Origin of the sequence: Variovorax sp. ZS18.2.2 (assembly GCF_024701975.1) — a bacterium.
GTDB lineage: Bacteria > Pseudomonadota > Gammaproteobacteria > Burkholderiales > Burkholderiaceae_C > Variovorax.
On the sequence record NZ_JANLNM010000008.1, the window covers coordinates 356,651 to 369,688 of the forward strand.

General features: G+C 66.0%; 17 protein-coding genes and 1 riboswitch. Of the genes, 7 read left to right on the forward strand and 10 right to left on the reverse strand.

The window, feature by feature from the left end; translation table 11 throughout:
* Positions 1 to 58: 58 nt before the first annotated feature.
* The 4 genes from erpA to NU688_RS27240 all read right to left on the reverse strand — a co-directional run bounded on the left by erpA (position 59) and on the right by NU688_RS27240 (position 2,213).
* Positions 59 to 424, reverse strand: a complete 366-nt coding sequence (gene erpA, locus NU688_RS27225; RefSeq protein WP_013543663.1) for an iron-sulfur cluster insertion protein ErpA — start codon at positions 422 to 424, stop codon at positions 59 to 61.
* Positions 425 to 609: 185 nt separating this feature from the next.
* The gene (rpsI, locus tag NU688_RS27230; protein WP_007827948.1) at positions 610 to 1,002 is read right to left on the reverse strand and encodes a 30S ribosomal protein S9; all 393 of its coding nucleotides are present in this window, start codon (positions 1,000 to 1,002) and stop codon (positions 610 to 612) included.
* Positions 1,003 to 1,014: 12 nt separating this feature from the next.
* On the reverse strand, positions 1,015 to 1,446 hold the full coding sequence (gene rplM / locus NU688_RS27235) for a 50S ribosomal protein L13 (RefSeq protein ID WP_013543664.1): 432 nt from the start codon (positions 1,444 to 1,446) through the stop codon (positions 1,015 to 1,017).
* A 227-nt stretch (positions 1,447 to 1,673) separates the two neighbouring features.
* Entirely contained in the window at positions 1,674 to 2,213 is a 540-nt protein-coding gene (locus NU688_RS27240; RefSeq protein ID WP_257863980.1) for a hypothetical protein, read from the reverse strand.
* Between the two features lie 88 nt (positions 2,214 to 2,301).
* Here NU688_RS27240 and NU688_RS27245 point away from each other — a divergent pair, with 88 nt between their 5' ends.
* Positions 2,302 to 3,252, forward strand: a complete 951-nt coding sequence (locus NU688_RS27245) for a 23S rRNA (adenine(2030)-N(6))-methyltransferase RlmJ (RefSeq protein ID WP_257863981.1) — start codon at positions 2,302 to 2,304, stop codon at positions 3,250 to 3,252.
* Between the two features lie 9 nt (positions 3,253 to 3,261).
* Here the strand turns inward: NU688_RS27245 and NU688_RS27250 are convergent, their stop codons facing one another.
* The 4 genes from NU688_RS27250 to ahcY all read right to left on the reverse strand — a co-directional run bounded on the left by NU688_RS27250 (position 3,262) and on the right by ahcY (position 7,154).
* Positions 3,262 to 3,888, reverse strand: coding sequence for a septal ring lytic transglycosylase RlpA family protein (locus NU688_RS27250; protein WP_257864003.1), 627 nt, complete (start codon positions 3,886 to 3,888; stop codon positions 3,262 to 3,264).
* Between the two features lie 83 nt (positions 3,889 to 3,971).
* Positions 3,972 to 4,796 carry a methylenetetrahydrofolate reductase [NAD(P)H] gene (gene metF / locus NU688_RS27255; RefSeq protein WP_257863982.1) on the reverse strand — a complete coding sequence of 275 codons (825 nt, stop codon included), beginning with the start codon at positions 4,794 to 4,796 and terminating at the stop codon, positions 3,972 to 3,974.
* A gap of 10 nt (positions 4,797 to 4,806) precedes the next feature.
* On the reverse strand, positions 4,807 to 5,643 hold the full coding sequence (locus NU688_RS27260; protein WP_257863983.1) for a TlyA family RNA methyltransferase: 837 nt from the start codon (positions 5,641 to 5,643) through the stop codon (positions 4,807 to 4,809).
* A 71-nt stretch (positions 5,644 to 5,714) separates the two neighbouring features.
* Positions 5,715 to 7,154: an adenosylhomocysteinase gene (gene ahcY, locus NU688_RS27265; protein ID WP_257863984.1), complete on the reverse strand. Its 1,440-nt coding sequence runs from the start codon at positions 7,152 to 7,154 to the stop codon at positions 5,715 to 5,717.
* Positions 7,155 to 7,227: 73 nt separating this feature from the next.
* Positions 7,228 to 7,296, reverse strand: a riboswitch (S-adenosyl-L-homocysteine riboswitch).
* Between the two features lie 117 nt (positions 7,297 to 7,413).
* On the opposite strand from ahcY, the gene NU688_RS27270 reads away from it, so the two are divergent.
* From NU688_RS27270 to NU688_RS27295, 6 genes are all read left to right on the forward strand, one after another.
* The gene (locus tag NU688_RS27270; RefSeq protein WP_257863985.1) at positions 7,414 to 8,049 is read left to right on the forward strand and encodes a hypothetical protein; all 636 of its coding nucleotides are present in this window, start codon (positions 7,414 to 7,416) and stop codon (positions 8,047 to 8,049) included.
* 168 nt (positions 8,050 to 8,217) lie between these two features.
* On the forward strand, positions 8,218 to 8,721 hold the full coding sequence (gene phaP / locus NU688_RS27275; RefSeq protein WP_257863986.1) for a TIGR01841 family phasin: 504 nt from the start codon (positions 8,218 to 8,220) through the stop codon (positions 8,719 to 8,721).
* An 18-nt stretch (positions 8,722 to 8,739) separates the two neighbouring features.
* A complete protein-coding gene (locus NU688_RS27280; protein ID WP_257863987.1) occupies positions 8,740 to 9,657 on the forward strand; it encodes an alpha/beta fold hydrolase in 918 nt (305 codons plus the stop codon).
* Between the two features lie 29 nt (positions 9,658 to 9,686).
* Positions 9,687 to 10,112: a hypothetical protein gene (locus NU688_RS27285; protein WP_257863988.1), complete on the forward strand. Its 426-nt coding sequence runs from the start codon at positions 9,687 to 9,689 to the stop codon at positions 10,110 to 10,112.
* A complete protein-coding gene (locus tag NU688_RS27290; RefSeq protein ID WP_257863989.1) occupies positions 10,109 to 11,182 on the forward strand; it encodes an alpha/beta fold hydrolase in 1,074 nt (357 codons plus the stop codon). Before NU688_RS27285 ends, NU688_RS27290 begins: the two co-directional genes overlap by 4 nt.
* Positions 11,179 to 11,787 (forward strand): GNAT family N-acetyltransferase, encoded by a 609-nt coding sequence (locus NU688_RS27295; RefSeq protein WP_257863990.1) that lies wholly within the window; start codon positions 11,179 to 11,181, stop codon positions 11,785 to 11,787. Before NU688_RS27290 ends, NU688_RS27295 begins: the two co-directional genes overlap by 4 nt.
* On the opposite strand, the gene rfbC is transcribed toward NU688_RS27295, so the two are convergent.
* A complete protein-coding gene (rfbC, locus tag NU688_RS27300; RefSeq protein WP_257863991.1) occupies positions 11,784 to 12,329 on the reverse strand; it encodes a dTDP-4-dehydrorhamnose 3,5-epimerase in 546 nt (181 codons plus the stop codon). The two genes, NU688_RS27295 and rfbC, sit on opposite strands and share 4 nt — an antisense overlap.
* Positions 12,329 to 13,038: glucose-1-phosphate thymidylyltransferase RfbA (gene rfbA / locus NU688_RS27305; RefSeq protein ID WP_257863992.1), on the reverse strand; the 710-nt coding region annotated here is incomplete at its 5' end. The genes rfbC and rfbA, both read right to left, overlap by 1 nt.

The following is a 13,038-nucleotide window of genomic DNA, read 5'->3' on the forward strand; positions in this document are numbered from 1 at the left end:
GCAAAAAGCCGCCCGGAGGCGGCTTTCTTGGAGGGGCCTTGTCAGCGGCATCCAGGCATCAGGCCGAGAAGCTCGATCCGCAGCCGCAGGTGCTGGTGGCGTTCGGGTTCTTGATCACGAACTGGGCGCCCTGAAGGTCTTCCTTGTAGTCGATCTCGGCGCCGACCAGGTACTGGTAGCTCATGGCATCGATCAGCAGCGACACGCCATTCTTGGTCATGGTGGTGTCGTCTTCGTTGGTGATTTCATCGAAGGTGAAACCGTACTGGAAGCCGGAGCAGCCGCCGCCCTGCACGAACACACGCAGCTTCAGCTCGGGATTGCCTTCCTCGGCGATCAGGTCGGCCACCTTGGCTGCCGCGCTGTCGGTGAAGACGATTGGCTCGGGCATCTGGGTCTGGATGTTTTCGGCTACGGCGCTCATGAGAGGTAACTCCTTGGGGGTGGCCGGACATGCGGCCAAGGGAACGAATGCTACTGCAATGCCGCATTTTCGGCAGATTGCCTGCGGCGTGCACCCATCGCAAGTGGGGTCGGAAACCACACCCACCAGGATGCACCCAATGAAAAAGCCGCCCGAAGGCGGCTTTTTGTTCGCAACGAACAGGATCAGCGCTTGCTGAACTGCTTGCGACGACGGGCGGAGTGCAGGCCGACCTTCTTACGTTCGACTTCACGCGCATCGCGCGTCACGAAGCCGGCTTGGCTCAGCACGGGCTTGAGCGTTGCGTCGTAGTCGATCAGCGCACGGGTGATGCCGTGGCGCGTGGCGCCGGCTTGACCCGATTCGCCGCCACCGTTCACGTTGACCATCACGTCGAAAGCTTCGAGGTTGTTGGTCAGCGCCAGGGGCTGTTTGGCAATCATGATCGAGGTTTCGCGGCCGAAGAACTCTTGGATGTCCTTGCCGTTGACCGTGATCTTGCCGGTGCCTTTTTTCAGAAATACACGGGCGACGCTGGATTTGCGACGGCCGGTGCCATTGTTCCATTCACCAATCATTCTCAAGGCTCCTTACAGTTCCAGCACTTTGGGCTGTTGGGCGGTATGCGGGTGCTCAGCACCACCGTACACCTTGAGTTTCTTGATCATCGCGTAGCCAAGCGGACCCTTGGGCAGCATGCCCTTGACGGCCTTTTCCAGGGCGCGGCCCGGGAACTTGGATTGCATGTCGCGGAAGTTGGTGGCACTGATGCCGCCCGGATAGCCCGAGTGACGGTAGTACACCTTGTCGATCGACTTGGCGCCGGTGACGCGCAGTTGCGCGGCGTTGATGATGACGATGAAGTCACCGGTATCGACGTGAGGCGTGTAAATGGCCTTGTGTTTGCCGCGCAAACGGAGAGCAACTTCGCTGGCTACTCGTCCGAGGACCTTGTCGGTCGCGTCAATCACAAACCACTCGTGCGTCACGTCAGCGGGCTTGGCGCTGAACGTTTTGGTCATGAGTTTTTCTCTTGAAAAGAGGGTTTGGCGAGCCCTTTTCCACGGTCGGCGTTCCTCTGATGGGAATCTCTTAGGTGGGTTTCACGCGCCTCCCGCCAATGACGGACGGGTTGCGTGCCTTCGCCGCGGGGCCACAAAAACGCTGCGAAGCCCGCGATTATATGAAGAATTGGCCGATCTGGCCAATTTCGAGCCTCGGCCGCTCGACAGGAGGCTGACCGCCCCGTTCAGCGCACGGGCGCAGTCACCGGCCCGGTCAGCGCCGCAGCCTTTGTTGCCGGGACATCGAGCTTGCGCACCAGCGTGCCGGTGTCCAGGCTTTCGTCGCGGTGGCCGCTGCGGTCGTACAGGCGTTCTTCGCCGATGACCACCTGGATCCAGGTCGGGTAGCTGTAGGCCGTGCCGGCACTGTCATCGACCGCCGCGCCGATCACGCCACCGGCCACCACGAAGTTGCCCAGAAAACCGATGTTGGGTCGCGAGATCGCCTGCCCGGTGGCCACGCCCTGGCCGTCGACGGTGCACTGGATCATCAGGTCGGCCCGCGAGCGACGCACGCCGATGACCCGACCGGACCGCATCCTCACCTTGGCCTTGTCGTTGACGGCCCTGCATCGCGCATCGGGAATGACTTCCCCGGTCTGCGACAGGACATCGACGCGCATCGGCTGATCGAGCCCCTGGCTGAGGGCGGCGCAGCCGCCCAGGACCGACAAAATTCCCATCGTGGCCGCGAGGCCCCAAAATCTCCAGTTCGACGGACTCATCCTGTTTCCCTCTCGTTTTGTAATTTGATGTTACCGCGGCTTCGCTGAAGAGGCTGTTGCGCATCTGCCACCTATCCCGGAATCCCTCATGTTCAGTTACCGCCACGCCTTCCATGCCGGCAACCACGCCGACGTGCTCAAGCACACGGTGCTGATTGCCACGCTCGACCACCTGCTTGAAAAAGAAGCGGCCCTCACGGTCGTCGACACCCACGCCGGCGCGGGCCTCTACCGGCTCGATGGCGACTACGCCGACACCAGCGGCGAAGCGGCCGACGGCATCCTGCGCCTGCTTGCTCCTCCCAAAGAGCCCGCCACACCCGCGCCAGCCGCGAAGTCGGCGGCCAAGAAAGTGGCGCCGGAGCCAGAGGCCCCATTGGCCGACGCGATCGCGCGCTACCTCGGCGTGATCCACGACTTCAACCCCAAGGGCGGCGCCCGCGTCTACCCCGGCTCGCCGTTCATCGTGCAGCACCTGCTGCGCGACCACGACAAGCTCAAGCTGTTCGAGCTGCACCCGACCGACGCGCGCACCCTCGACGCCAACATCGCCCAGCTCGAGGCCGGCCGCCAGATCGCCGTGCTGCGCGAAGACGGCTTCGGCAGCGCCACCAAGTTCCTGCCGCCGCCGTCCCGCCGCGCGCTGGTGCTGATGGACCCGAGCTACGAGATCAAGAGCGACTACGCCCGGGTGCTCGACTTCGCGGCCGAGGCGCTCAAGCGCTTTGCCACGGGCACCTACGCTGTCTGGTATCCGATCATTCCGCGGCCCGAGGCGCACGACCTGCCGCGCCGGCTCAAGACCATGGCGACCAAGGCCGGCAAGCCGTGGCTGCATGCCACGCTGACGGTCAAGTCGAGCAAGCTGACGGCCACGCCCACCGGCGAGACCAAGCGCCCCGGCCTGCCGGCCAGCGGCATGTTCCTGATCAACCCGCCCTACACGTTGAAGCCGCTGCTCGCGGCAGCGCTGCCGCAGTTGGCCGAGAAGCTGGCGCAGGACCGCAACGCGACCTTCTCGCTCGACAGCGGCGGCTGACCCAACCGGTCAGCGGCGACGGCGCGGCGGCACAACCGCCTTGCGGCGCGCCGGCACCGTGGCCTTGGCGCGATCGGCACCCGGCGCCACGGGCGCGGCAACCTCGCCGGGCTCGACAGCGACACCGCCGCAGCGCATGCCTGCGGGGCCGACGACCGACAGCGCCACCTGCTTGATCCCGAGCCCCGTCAGGCCGATGCGGTCGGCCGCGGCCCGGCTCAGGTCGATCACGCGGCCCTGCGCATAGGGGCCGCGATCGTTGATGCGCACCAGCACCTCGCTGCCGTTGACCAGGCTGCGCACGCAAACGCGCGTGTTGAACGGCAGGGTCTTGTGGGCGGCCGTCATGGCCGTCATGTCGAAGCGTTCGCCGCTGGCCGTCTTGCGCTGGTGGAACTGGATGCCGTACCAGGACGCGCCGCCGCGCTCGAAGATCTCGCGCGGGCCGTCGTCGCCGGGCACGCCGTCGTCGGGCGTCAGTTCGCCGGTGCCGGACACCGCAAGGTCATAACGCACCGATGGCACATCCGACCGCGCCGAAGCGCCCGCTGGAACGGCCAGCCCCGGCGACAGCGGCCGCAGGCGCGAGCCCGCTGCCGCCCCCGGATCGGCACCGCCTTCGGTGGCAGGCGGCATGGCGCAGCCCGCAAGCACGCAGGTGGCCGCAACGAGCACGAGGCGAAGCCCCGCGCGCAGCGACGAACCTGCGGCACGCCCTCTCAATCGAGGCGCTCCAGCACAGCCAGCGTCGCCGCCGACTGGTTCATTGTGTAGAAGTGGATCGCGGGTGCGCCGCCGTCCCGCAGGCGCGCGCAGAGGTCGGTCACCACGTCCAGGCCGAAGGCCTTGATCGAGGCCGTGTCGTCACCGAAGCCCTGCAGGCGCAGGCGGATCCAGCGCGGGATCTCGGCGCCGCAGGCGTCCGAGAAGCGCATGAGCTGCGTCGAACTCGTGATGGGCATGATGCCCGGCACGATCGGCGTGTCGATACCGAGCTTGCGCACGTCGTCGACGAAGCGGAAGTAAGCCTCGGGGCTGAAGAAGTACTGCGTGATGGCCGAATCGGCGCCCGCCTTCACCTTGGCGGCGAAGGCCTGCAGGTCGGCCTCGGGCGAGCGTGCCTGGGGATGCACTTCGGGATAGCAGGCCACCTCGATGTGGAAGTCGCTGCCCGTTTCCTCGCGGATGAAGGCCACGAGATCGCTCGCATAGTGGAACTCGCCGCCGATGCCGTAGCCGCTCGGCAGGTCGCCGCGCAATGCCACGAGGCGCTTGACGCCCATCGCCTTCAATTCGGCCAATTGCTCGCGCACCGTGGCGCGCGTGGCGCCGATGCAAGAGAAGTGGCTGGCGGCATCGACGCCCTCGGACAGGATCTCCTGCACCGCACCGAAGGTGCCCTGGTGCGTGGAGCCGCCCGCGCCATACGTGACCGAGCAGAACTGGGGCTTGCGCACATACAGCTGCTGGCGCACCGCGCGCAGCTTGACCGCGCCTTCGGGCGTCTTGGTCGGGAAGAATTCGAAACTCAGCGGAAGGCGCACCTGCGTCTCCTTAGGAGCCGTTCGCGCCGGACGCGCGCTCGGCGTGAATGAAAAACTCGCGGTTGCCGTCGCCACCGGCGATCGGGCTGTCGAACCAGCGCAGCACTTTCAGGTCGAGCGCCGCGCAGGCATCGTGCAGGCGCTTCTCGACCACCGCGTACATCGAGTCGTCGCGCACGATGCCGCCCTTGCCGACCTGGCCGGGCTGCAGTTCGAACTGCGGCTTGACCAGCATCAGCAGCTGGCCGTCGTCGGCCAGGAACTGCACCACGGCCGGCAGCACCAGCGTGAGCGAGATGAACGACAGGTCGCCGACGATGAGGTCGAAGCGCGGCTCGGCCGCGGCTTCGATCGCCTCGCCAACCTCTGCCGCATCTTCCGCCTCGGCGTCCTCGCCATCGTCCACCTGCAGATCGTCCGCAGACAACGCCCGCGCATTGACGCCTTCGATGGCGACCACGCGCTCGTCCTCGCGCAACTTCGCATGCAGTTGCCCGTGGCCGACGTCGACGCCCACGACCTTCGTCGCGCCGCGTTGCAGCAGGCAATCGGTGAAACCGCCGGTCGACTGGCCTACGTCGAGGCACAGCTTGCCGGCGGGATCGACACCGCTCACGGTCAGCGCGCCCTCGAGCTTGAGCCCGCCGCGGGACACGTAGCGCGCCTCGGCCGCATCGGCGAGCTCGAGCTCGGCGGATTCAGGCACTTCGTCCTTGTTCTTGACGACCGAGCGCCATGCGTCGCTCGTGCCCGCATCGCGCCAGCGCATGCCGCCGGCGATGAGCCGCACGGCTTGCGAACGCGACGCGGCAAGGCCGCGCTCCACCAACAGTTGATCAGCGCGCATGAGCGAAGCGCCGGGCCGCCCCAAGCAAGCTCGCACCGCAGTGCGAAGCACGGAGGTTTTTCATCATGCTTTTAGTAGCGGTACGTGTCGGGCTTGTACGGGCCGTTCTTGCTCACGCCAATGTAGGCAGCTTGCGAGTCGGTCAGTTCGGTCAGCATCGCGCCGACCTTCTTCAGGTGCAGGCGTGCGACCTTCTCGTCCAGGTGCTTGGGCAGCACGTAGACCTTGCCGGCCTTGTAGGCGTCCTGCTTGGTGAAGAGCTCGATCTGTGCAATGGTCTGGTTCGCGAACGACGACGACATCACGAAGCTCGGGTGGCCCGTGCCGCAGCCCAGGTTCACCAGGCGGCCCTTGGCCAGCAGGATGATCTTCTTGCCGTCCGGGAAGGTGATGTGGTCGACCTGCGGCTTGATTTCTTCCCACTCGTACTTCTCGATCGAAGCGACGTCGATCTCGTTGTCGAAATGGCCGATGTTGCAGACGATGGCCTGGTCCTTCATCTTGGCCATCGTGTCGTGCGTGATGACGTCCTTGTTGCCGGTGGTCGTCACGAAGATGTCGGCCTTGTCGGCGGCGTATTCCATCGTCACGACCTTGTAGCCTTCCATCGCGGCCTGCAGGGCGTTGATCGGGTCGATTTCGGTGACCCACACCTGGGCGCTCAGTGCGCGCAGTGCCTGGGCCGAGCCCTTGCCCACGTCGCCATAGCCGGCCACGCAAGCCACCTTGCCGGCGATCATCACGTCGGTCGCGCGCTTGATGCCGTCCACCAGCGATTCGCGGCAGCCGTACAGGTTGTCGAACTTGCTCTTGGTGACCGAGTCGTTCACGTTGATGGCGCGGAACAGCAGCGTGCCCTTGGCGCTCATTTCGTTCAGGCGGTGCACGCCGGTGGTCGTCTCTTCGGTCACGCCGATGATCTCGGCGGACTTGCGGGTGTACCAGGTCGAATCGACAGCCAGCTTGGCCTTGATCGCGGCGTAGAGGATGCGTTCTTCCTCGCTGGTCGGGTTGGCCAGCACGCCCAGATCCTTCTCGGCGCGTTGGCCCAGGTGCATCAGCAGCGTGGCATCGCCGCCGTCGTCCAGGATCATGTTCGGGCCTTCACCCTTCGAGCCCTTGGGGCCGAAGTCGAAGATGCTGTGGGTGTAGCCCCAGTAGTCTTCCAGCGACTCACCCTTGATCGCGAACACCGGCGTGCCCGAAGCGGCGATGGCCGCGGCGGCATGGTCCTGCGTCGAGAAGATGTTGCACGAAGCCCAGCGCACGGTGGCACCGAGGGCCTGCAGCGTCTCGATCAGCACGGCCGTCTGAATGGTCATGTGCAGCGAGCCGGTGATGCGCGCGCCCTTGAGCGGCTGCGCCTTCGAGAACTCTTCGCGGATGGCCATCAGGCCGGGCATTTCGGTTTCCGCAATGCGGATTTCCTTGCGGCCCCAGGCGGCGAGGGACAGGTCGGCAATCGCCTGGTCGGCAGTTGAAACGGGGGTGGGCTTGAGAACGGCGCTCATGAGAACTCCAAAACTGGTTTGAAAGATGCCACTGCGTACGGGGTCTGACGGAAAAAGGACTCACCGCGAGAACAGCGGGTGAGCGTGGTTGCGATGTGGTCCGAGCCTCACGCCTGATGGCGCTGCAACGCTCCTCGGAACGGCGGATTGTAGACGCGGCGCCGGTCCGAGCCAACCGCTGGGGTATCCCGCATGACGGGAAGCACGTTTCGTTTTCGAGGCGTACATTGATCCGCACCCCAACACCAAGATCCCTTCCATGTTCTCCAGAATCTCCTCGACCCTGCTGGCCTCGGCCGCACTTCTTGCCGCCGCTGCCGCGCCGGTCCTCGCCTCCGCGCAAGCCGCCTCCGAACAAGTCCGCATCCGCGGCACCATCGTCCGCGTCGACGCCAAGACCCTCGTCGTGCAGGACCGCGGCGGCGAAGTCGTCAGCCTTGCGCGCCCGGCCGACATGCAGCTGTCGGAGGTCTACCGCATCAAGCTGTCCGACATCAAGAAGGGCAGCTTCATCGGCACCGCCGCGATGCCGCAGGCCGATGGTTCTCAGAAGGCGCTCGAAGTCGTGGTGTTCCCCGAGGCCGCGCGCGGCACCGGCGAAGGGCACCGGCCGTGGGACCTGCTGCCGCAGAGCACCATGACCAACGCCACCGTCGCCGACCTGGCCGCGGCACCGAAATCGGTGCGCGGCGGACAGCAATTGCGCCTGACCTACAAGGGCGGCGAGAAGACCGTCATCGTGCCGCCCGACGTGCCGGTCGTGACCTTCCGCCCCGGCACCGAGGCGCTCCTGGTGCCCGGCGCCAAGGTGCTGGTCAATGCGCAGGAAAAGAACGGCACGCCCACGGCGCTGCGCGTCACGGCCGGGCGCAACGGCTTCGCGCCGCCGATGTAAGCGCCGATGTAAGGCAAGTCACCCAAGGGAAATCCCGCAGGCAAATTTGTCGCTGCGGGAACCGCGGGCGCGCCGGTGCGGCGTATCGTGGCGAGGGACTTTTGCCGTCCGGCCGGTCCTTGTTTGTTTGCCATTCACCCGATCACCCGACACAGGAGATACCGCACCATGGCCACTGCCAAGAAAGCCGCCGCCAAGAAGACCACTGCCAGCAGTAGCAGCAGCACCACCAAGGCGGCCGCTCCCAACGCCGCCGACATGCTCAACCCGCTGAAGAATCTCAAGGGCATGACCGATCGCCTGCAGAACCTCGACCTCACCGGCAGCGCCGGCAAGCTGCTCGACAGCGGCCGCAAGGATCTGGCGGCGCTGATGCAGGCCAACGAAAAGTCCTACCAGGGCCTGCAGACCGTGGTGCAGCGGCAGACCGAAATGATCAAGAGCGCCATCAGCGAATGGCAGACGGCCGCCAAGGAAATGCCCGGCAAGGACGCCAAGGCCAACCTCGCCAAGCTCGACGAGCTCGGCCGCCAGTCGTTCCAGCGCGCCATCGACGACATCAAGGAGCTGGCCAACCTCGCGGCCAAGTCGCAGGCCGATGCCTTCGACGTGGTGCGCCAGCGCATTCAGGCCAACGTGGACGAAGTGACCAAGCTGCTGCAGCGCAAGTAGGCGCAAGGCGCTCGCGCGATGACCGCCGTCCCACCCCCTATCGAGCGGCGCAGGGTCGTCAACGGCGTTGAAATCGCGTGGGACAGCTTCGGCGACCCCGCCGCGTCGCCGCTCGTCCTGATCATGGGCCTCGGCGCCCAGATGGTCGCCTGGGACGACACGTTCTGCGCCCGTCTTGCCGAAGCCGGCGGGCACCGCGTGATCCGCTTCGACAACCGCGACATCGGCCATTCGACGCACCTGTCGCACCTGGGCATTCCCGACATCCAGGCGCTGATGCTGCAGGCCATGGCGGGCAAGCCGCTCGCGGTGCCCTACACCTTGCGGGACATGGCCAACGACTGCATCGGCCTGCTCGATGCGCTCGGTATCGACCGCGCGCACATCGTGGGCGCCTCGATGGGCGGCGCCATCGGGCAGGAGATGGCCATCCATCACCCGCAGCGCATGCGCTCCTTCACCAGCATCATGTCGACCACGGGCAACCCGACGCTGCCGCCGCCCACGCCCGAGGCGATGGCGGTGCTGTTCTCGCCGACGCCGCTCTCCTTCGATGCCTATCTGCCGCACTACAGGAAGGTCTGGCATGTGCTGCGCGGCCCCGACTTTCCGCTCGACGAGGCGCGCGATGCCGAGCGCGCGCAACTCATCTTCCTGCGCGGGCTCAACCCGGGCGGCGTGGCGCGCCAGCTGGCGGCGATCTTCGCCTCCGGCAACCGCAAGCCCGCGCTGCGCGACGTGCAGGTGCCGACGCTGGTGATCCACGGCGACGCCGATCCGCTGGTGCCAGTCGAGTGCGGCGTGGACGTGGCCGATGCGATCGCCGGCGCGAAGCTGCTGCGCATTCCGCGCATGGGCCACGCGCTGCCGATTTCGATGTGGCCGCAGATCATCGACGCCATCGCCGCGCACACCGGGCAGCTTCGCGACCATTGAACGACCGATAGACGATGGGGCCTCTGTCCATGAACAAGTTCTCCCCCCTCGACCCGATGGCCATGTGGCGCGAGCTCACGGCCCAATGGGAAAAGAGCACCAACGAATTCGCCAACGAAACCATGGCCTCGGACCCGTTCCGCCAAGGCATGCACGGCGGCATGAACACCTCGCTCACGGCGCAGAAGGCGCTGGGCGACCTGATGGCGCGCTACCTCACGATGCTGAACCTGCCCACACGCGCGGACATCCAGGCGCTGGGCGAGCAATTGCAAAGCATCGACGATCACCTGGCGAACATCAGCCGCGCCATGGAAAGCGGACGCGGCCCGGCTGCGTCTGCGACGACCCATGCGGCGCCCCAACCGCGTCGCACCAAGAAGCCCCCGCAGGCTGAAGCAGCCGCTCCGCCTCCGGCCGCTCCGAAGCGCCCCGCCGGAAAGCGCGCACGATGAGCGCCGTCGCAGACGCCTTCGCCCTGCCCGACATCGGCGCGGAGATCGAGCGCGCGATCCAGCGCAACCTCAAGGGCCTGGACTTCCTGATTTCGGCCGCGCCGGCCATGGGACAGACGGCCAGGGACGAAATCCACCGCCGCGGCACGCTGAGCCTGTACCACTACCGCCCGCTGGTCGACGAGATCTACCGCGTGCCGCTCTTGATCGTCATGGCGACCACGAACCGCGGCTACATCCTGGACCTCGCGCCGGGCCAGAGCATGGTCGAGCACCTGCTGCTCCAGGGCTATGACGTCTACATGATGGATTGGAACGCGCCCCGCCCCCAGGAAAAGCAGCTGCGCATCGAGGACTACGTGCTCGACTTCATCCCCGATTCGCTGCGGCGCGTGCAGGCGCGCTCCGGCGAGGAAGACGTCACGCTCGTCGGCTACTGCATGGGCGGCGTGCTTTCCACGCTCTATGCAGCGCTGCATCCCGATGGGCCGATCAAGAACCTCGCGCTCTTCACCACGCCTGTCGACTTCAGCCGCATGAAGCTCTTCCATGCGTGGTCGGACCGGCGTTATTTCGACGTCGACCGGCTCATCGACACCGTGGGCAACGTGCCGCCCGAGATGCTGTTCGCCTCCTTCGACATGCTGCGCCCCGCGGGCCGCAGCGCCGGCGCGGTGCAGCTCTGGGACAACATGGCCAACGACGAATTCGTCAAGTCGTACCGCATGTTCGACCGCTGGGGCGCCGAGATGCTGCCGCTGGCCGGCGAGTACTTCCGCCAGACCGTGAAAGAGCTGATGTGGGACAACAAGCTCCTGCGGAACGAATTGGTGCTCGGCGGCCGCAAGGTGCTGTTGCAGAACATCAAGGTGCCGGTGCTGCACGCGCTCGCGCAGCACGACCACATCGTTCCTTATGAAGCTGGGCAGCCGCTGATCGCCAACATCGGCTCGACCGACAAGGAAGAGGTGGTGCTAAAGGGCGGCCACGTCAGCCTGGCCGCGGGCGCCAACGCGGTGCGCCGGCTGTGGCCCAAACTCGACGACTGGCTTGGAGTGCGCTCGACATGACCATCACTGCTGTCTCCGACTCTTTTTCGCGGACCTATCCGCGCACCGTGACGAGCAGCGAAGGCAACATCGTCCTGCGGCTGATGAACGCGGACGACGCGGCCGCCGTGCTGGCTTTCGCACAGGGCCTGCCCGCGCACGACCTGCTCTTTTTGCCGCGCGACATCACCGAGCCCAAGGTGATGAACGCCTGGGTCCGCGCCATCGAGCGCGGCGACATCGACAGCGTGCTCGCGGTGCGCGGCACCACGGTGCTCGGCTGTGCGGCGGTGATCCGCGATCCGCACTCCTGGTCCAGCCACGTGGCCGAACTGCGCCTCTTGGCCGCGCCCGAGTTGCGCGGCAGCGGCCTCGGCCATCGGCTCGCACGCGAGGCCTGCGCGCTGGCCATCGAACGCGGCGCGGAAAAACTCGTCGCGCGCATGACCGTCGACCAGCGCAGCGCCATCGCCGTCTTCCAGGCCCTGGGCTTTCGCCCCGAGGCGCTGCTGAGCAAGCACGTGAAAGACCGGCAGGGCGTGACGCACGACCTCGTGGTGTTGAGCCACGACGTGGCGCAGTTCGAGGCGCAGATGCGGGCGTATGGGATGACGGAGGCGTTCTAGGAGATCTCCGCGTTTTCCAGTCGCGCACCAGCCAGATCCTTGGCCGAGAGTTGCGGGCCGACACCGGTATCCGGCCACGCGATCGCCAGGCCGGGGTCGTTCCACGCGATGCAGCGCTCGTGTGCAGGCGCGTAGTAGTCGGTGGTCTTGTAGAGAAACTCCGCCGTATCGCTCAGCACGAGGAATCCGTGCGCACACCCTGCGGGCACCCACAGCTGCTTGTGGTTGTCTTCGGTCAGATCGACACCCACCCATCGGCCGAAGGTCGGCGAGGACTTGCGGATATCGACCGCCACGTCGAACACCGCGCCTTGCGCGACCCGGACCAACTTGCCTTGGGGCTGCCGGACCTGGTAATGCAGCCCGCGCAGCACACCCTTCACCGAACGCGAATGGTTGTCCTGCACGAAGTCAACGTGCCTGCCGATGGCTTCGTCAAAGGCCTTCTGATTGAAGCTCTCGAAGAAAAAACCGCGCGCATCACCGAACACCCTGGGTTCGATCACCAGCACATCGGGGATCGTGGTGGACGTGACCTTCATCAGCGCACCTCCTCGGCCAGCAGATGGGCCAGGTACTGGCCGTAGCCGTTCTTCCGAAGCGGCGCAGCCAGGCGCGACAACTGCTCGTCGTCGATATAGCCGTTGCGCCAGGCGATCTCTTCGGGGCATGCGATCTTCAGGCCTTGGCGATGTTCCAGCGTCGCGATGAACTGCCCCGCCTCCAGCAAGCTCTCATGCGTGCCCGTATCGAGCCACGCATAGCCGCGCTGCATGATCTGCACATTGAGCTTGCCAAGGTCGAGGTAGGCCTGGTTGACGGCCGTGATCTCCAGTTCGCCACGGGCGCTGGGCTTGACGGCCTTCGCGATATCGACGACCTGGTTGTCGTAGAAGTAAAGGCCGGTCACTGCGTAGTTGCTCTTCGGCGCGACCGGCTTCTCTTCGATGCTGCTGGCCTTGCCCTGTGCATCGAAGGCCACCACGCCGTAGCGCTCGGGATCCTGCACGTGGTACGCAAACACGGTGGCACCGGTCTCCTGCGCGTTGGCGCTGCTCAACAGATGGGCGAAGTCGTGGCCATAGAAGATGTTGTCCCCCAACACCAGCGCACTGGGGTCGTTCCCCACGAACTTCTCGCCAATGATGAACGCCTGCGCCAGCCCGTCCGGACTCGGCTGCACCGCGTACTGCAGGTTGATGCCCCACTGGCTGCCATCGCCCAGCAACTGCTGGAAGCGCGGCGTGTCCT

Excerpts from the sequence above, each read along its gene's own strand:
- erpA (WP_013543663.1), bottom strand. The coding sequence starts at position 424 with ATGAGCGCCGTAGCCGAAAACATCCAGACCCAGATGCCCGAGCCAATC.
- rpsI (WP_007827948.1), bottom strand. The coding sequence starts at position 1,002 with ATGATTGGTGAATGGAACAATGGCACCGGCCGTCGCAAATCCAGCGTC.
- rplM (WP_013543664.1), bottom strand. The coding sequence starts at position 1,446 with ATGACCAAAACGTTCAGCGCCAAGCCCGCTGACGTGACGCACGAGTGG.
- NU688_RS27240 (WP_257863980.1), bottom strand. The coding sequence starts at position 2,213 with ATGAGTCCGTCGAACTGGAGATTTTGGGGCCTCGCGGCCACGATGGGA.
- NU688_RS27245 (WP_257863981.1), top strand. The coding sequence starts at position 2,302 with ATGTTCAGTTACCGCCACGCCTTCCATGCCGGCAACCACGCCGACGTG.
- NU688_RS27250 (WP_257864003.1), bottom strand. The coding sequence starts at position 3,888 with ATGCCGCCTGCCACCGAAGGCGGTGCCGATCCGGGGGCGGCAGCGGGC.
- NU688_RS27260 (WP_257863983.1), bottom strand. The coding sequence starts at position 5,643 with ATGCGCGCTGATCAACTGTTGGTGGAGCGCGGCCTTGCCGCGTCGCGT.
- ahcY (WP_257863984.1), bottom strand. The coding sequence starts at position 7,154 with ATGAGCGCCGTTCTCAAGCCCACCCCCGTTTCAACTGCCGACCAGGCG.
- NU688_RS27270 (WP_257863985.1), top strand. The coding sequence starts at position 7,414 with ATGTTCTCCAGAATCTCCTCGACCCTGCTGGCCTCGGCCGCACTTCTT.
- phaP (WP_257863986.1), top strand. The coding sequence starts at position 8,218 with ATGGCCACTGCCAAGAAAGCCGCCGCCAAGAAGACCACTGCCAGCAGT.
- NU688_RS27280 (WP_257863987.1), top strand. The coding sequence starts at position 8,740 with ATGACCGCCGTCCCACCCCCTATCGAGCGGCGCAGGGTCGTCAACGGC.
- NU688_RS27285 (WP_257863988.1), top strand. The coding sequence starts at position 9,687 with ATGAACAAGTTCTCCCCCCTCGACCCGATGGCCATGTGGCGCGAGCTC.
- NU688_RS27290 (WP_257863989.1), top strand. The coding sequence starts at position 10,109 with ATGAGCGCCGTCGCAGACGCCTTCGCCCTGCCCGACATCGGCGCGGAG.
- NU688_RS27295 (WP_257863990.1), top strand. The coding sequence starts at position 11,179 with ATGACCATCACTGCTGTCTCCGACTCTTTTTCGCGGACCTATCCGCGC.
- rfbC (WP_257863991.1), bottom strand. The coding sequence starts at position 12,329 with ATGAAGGTCACGTCCACCACGATCCCCGATGTGCTGGTGATCGAACCC.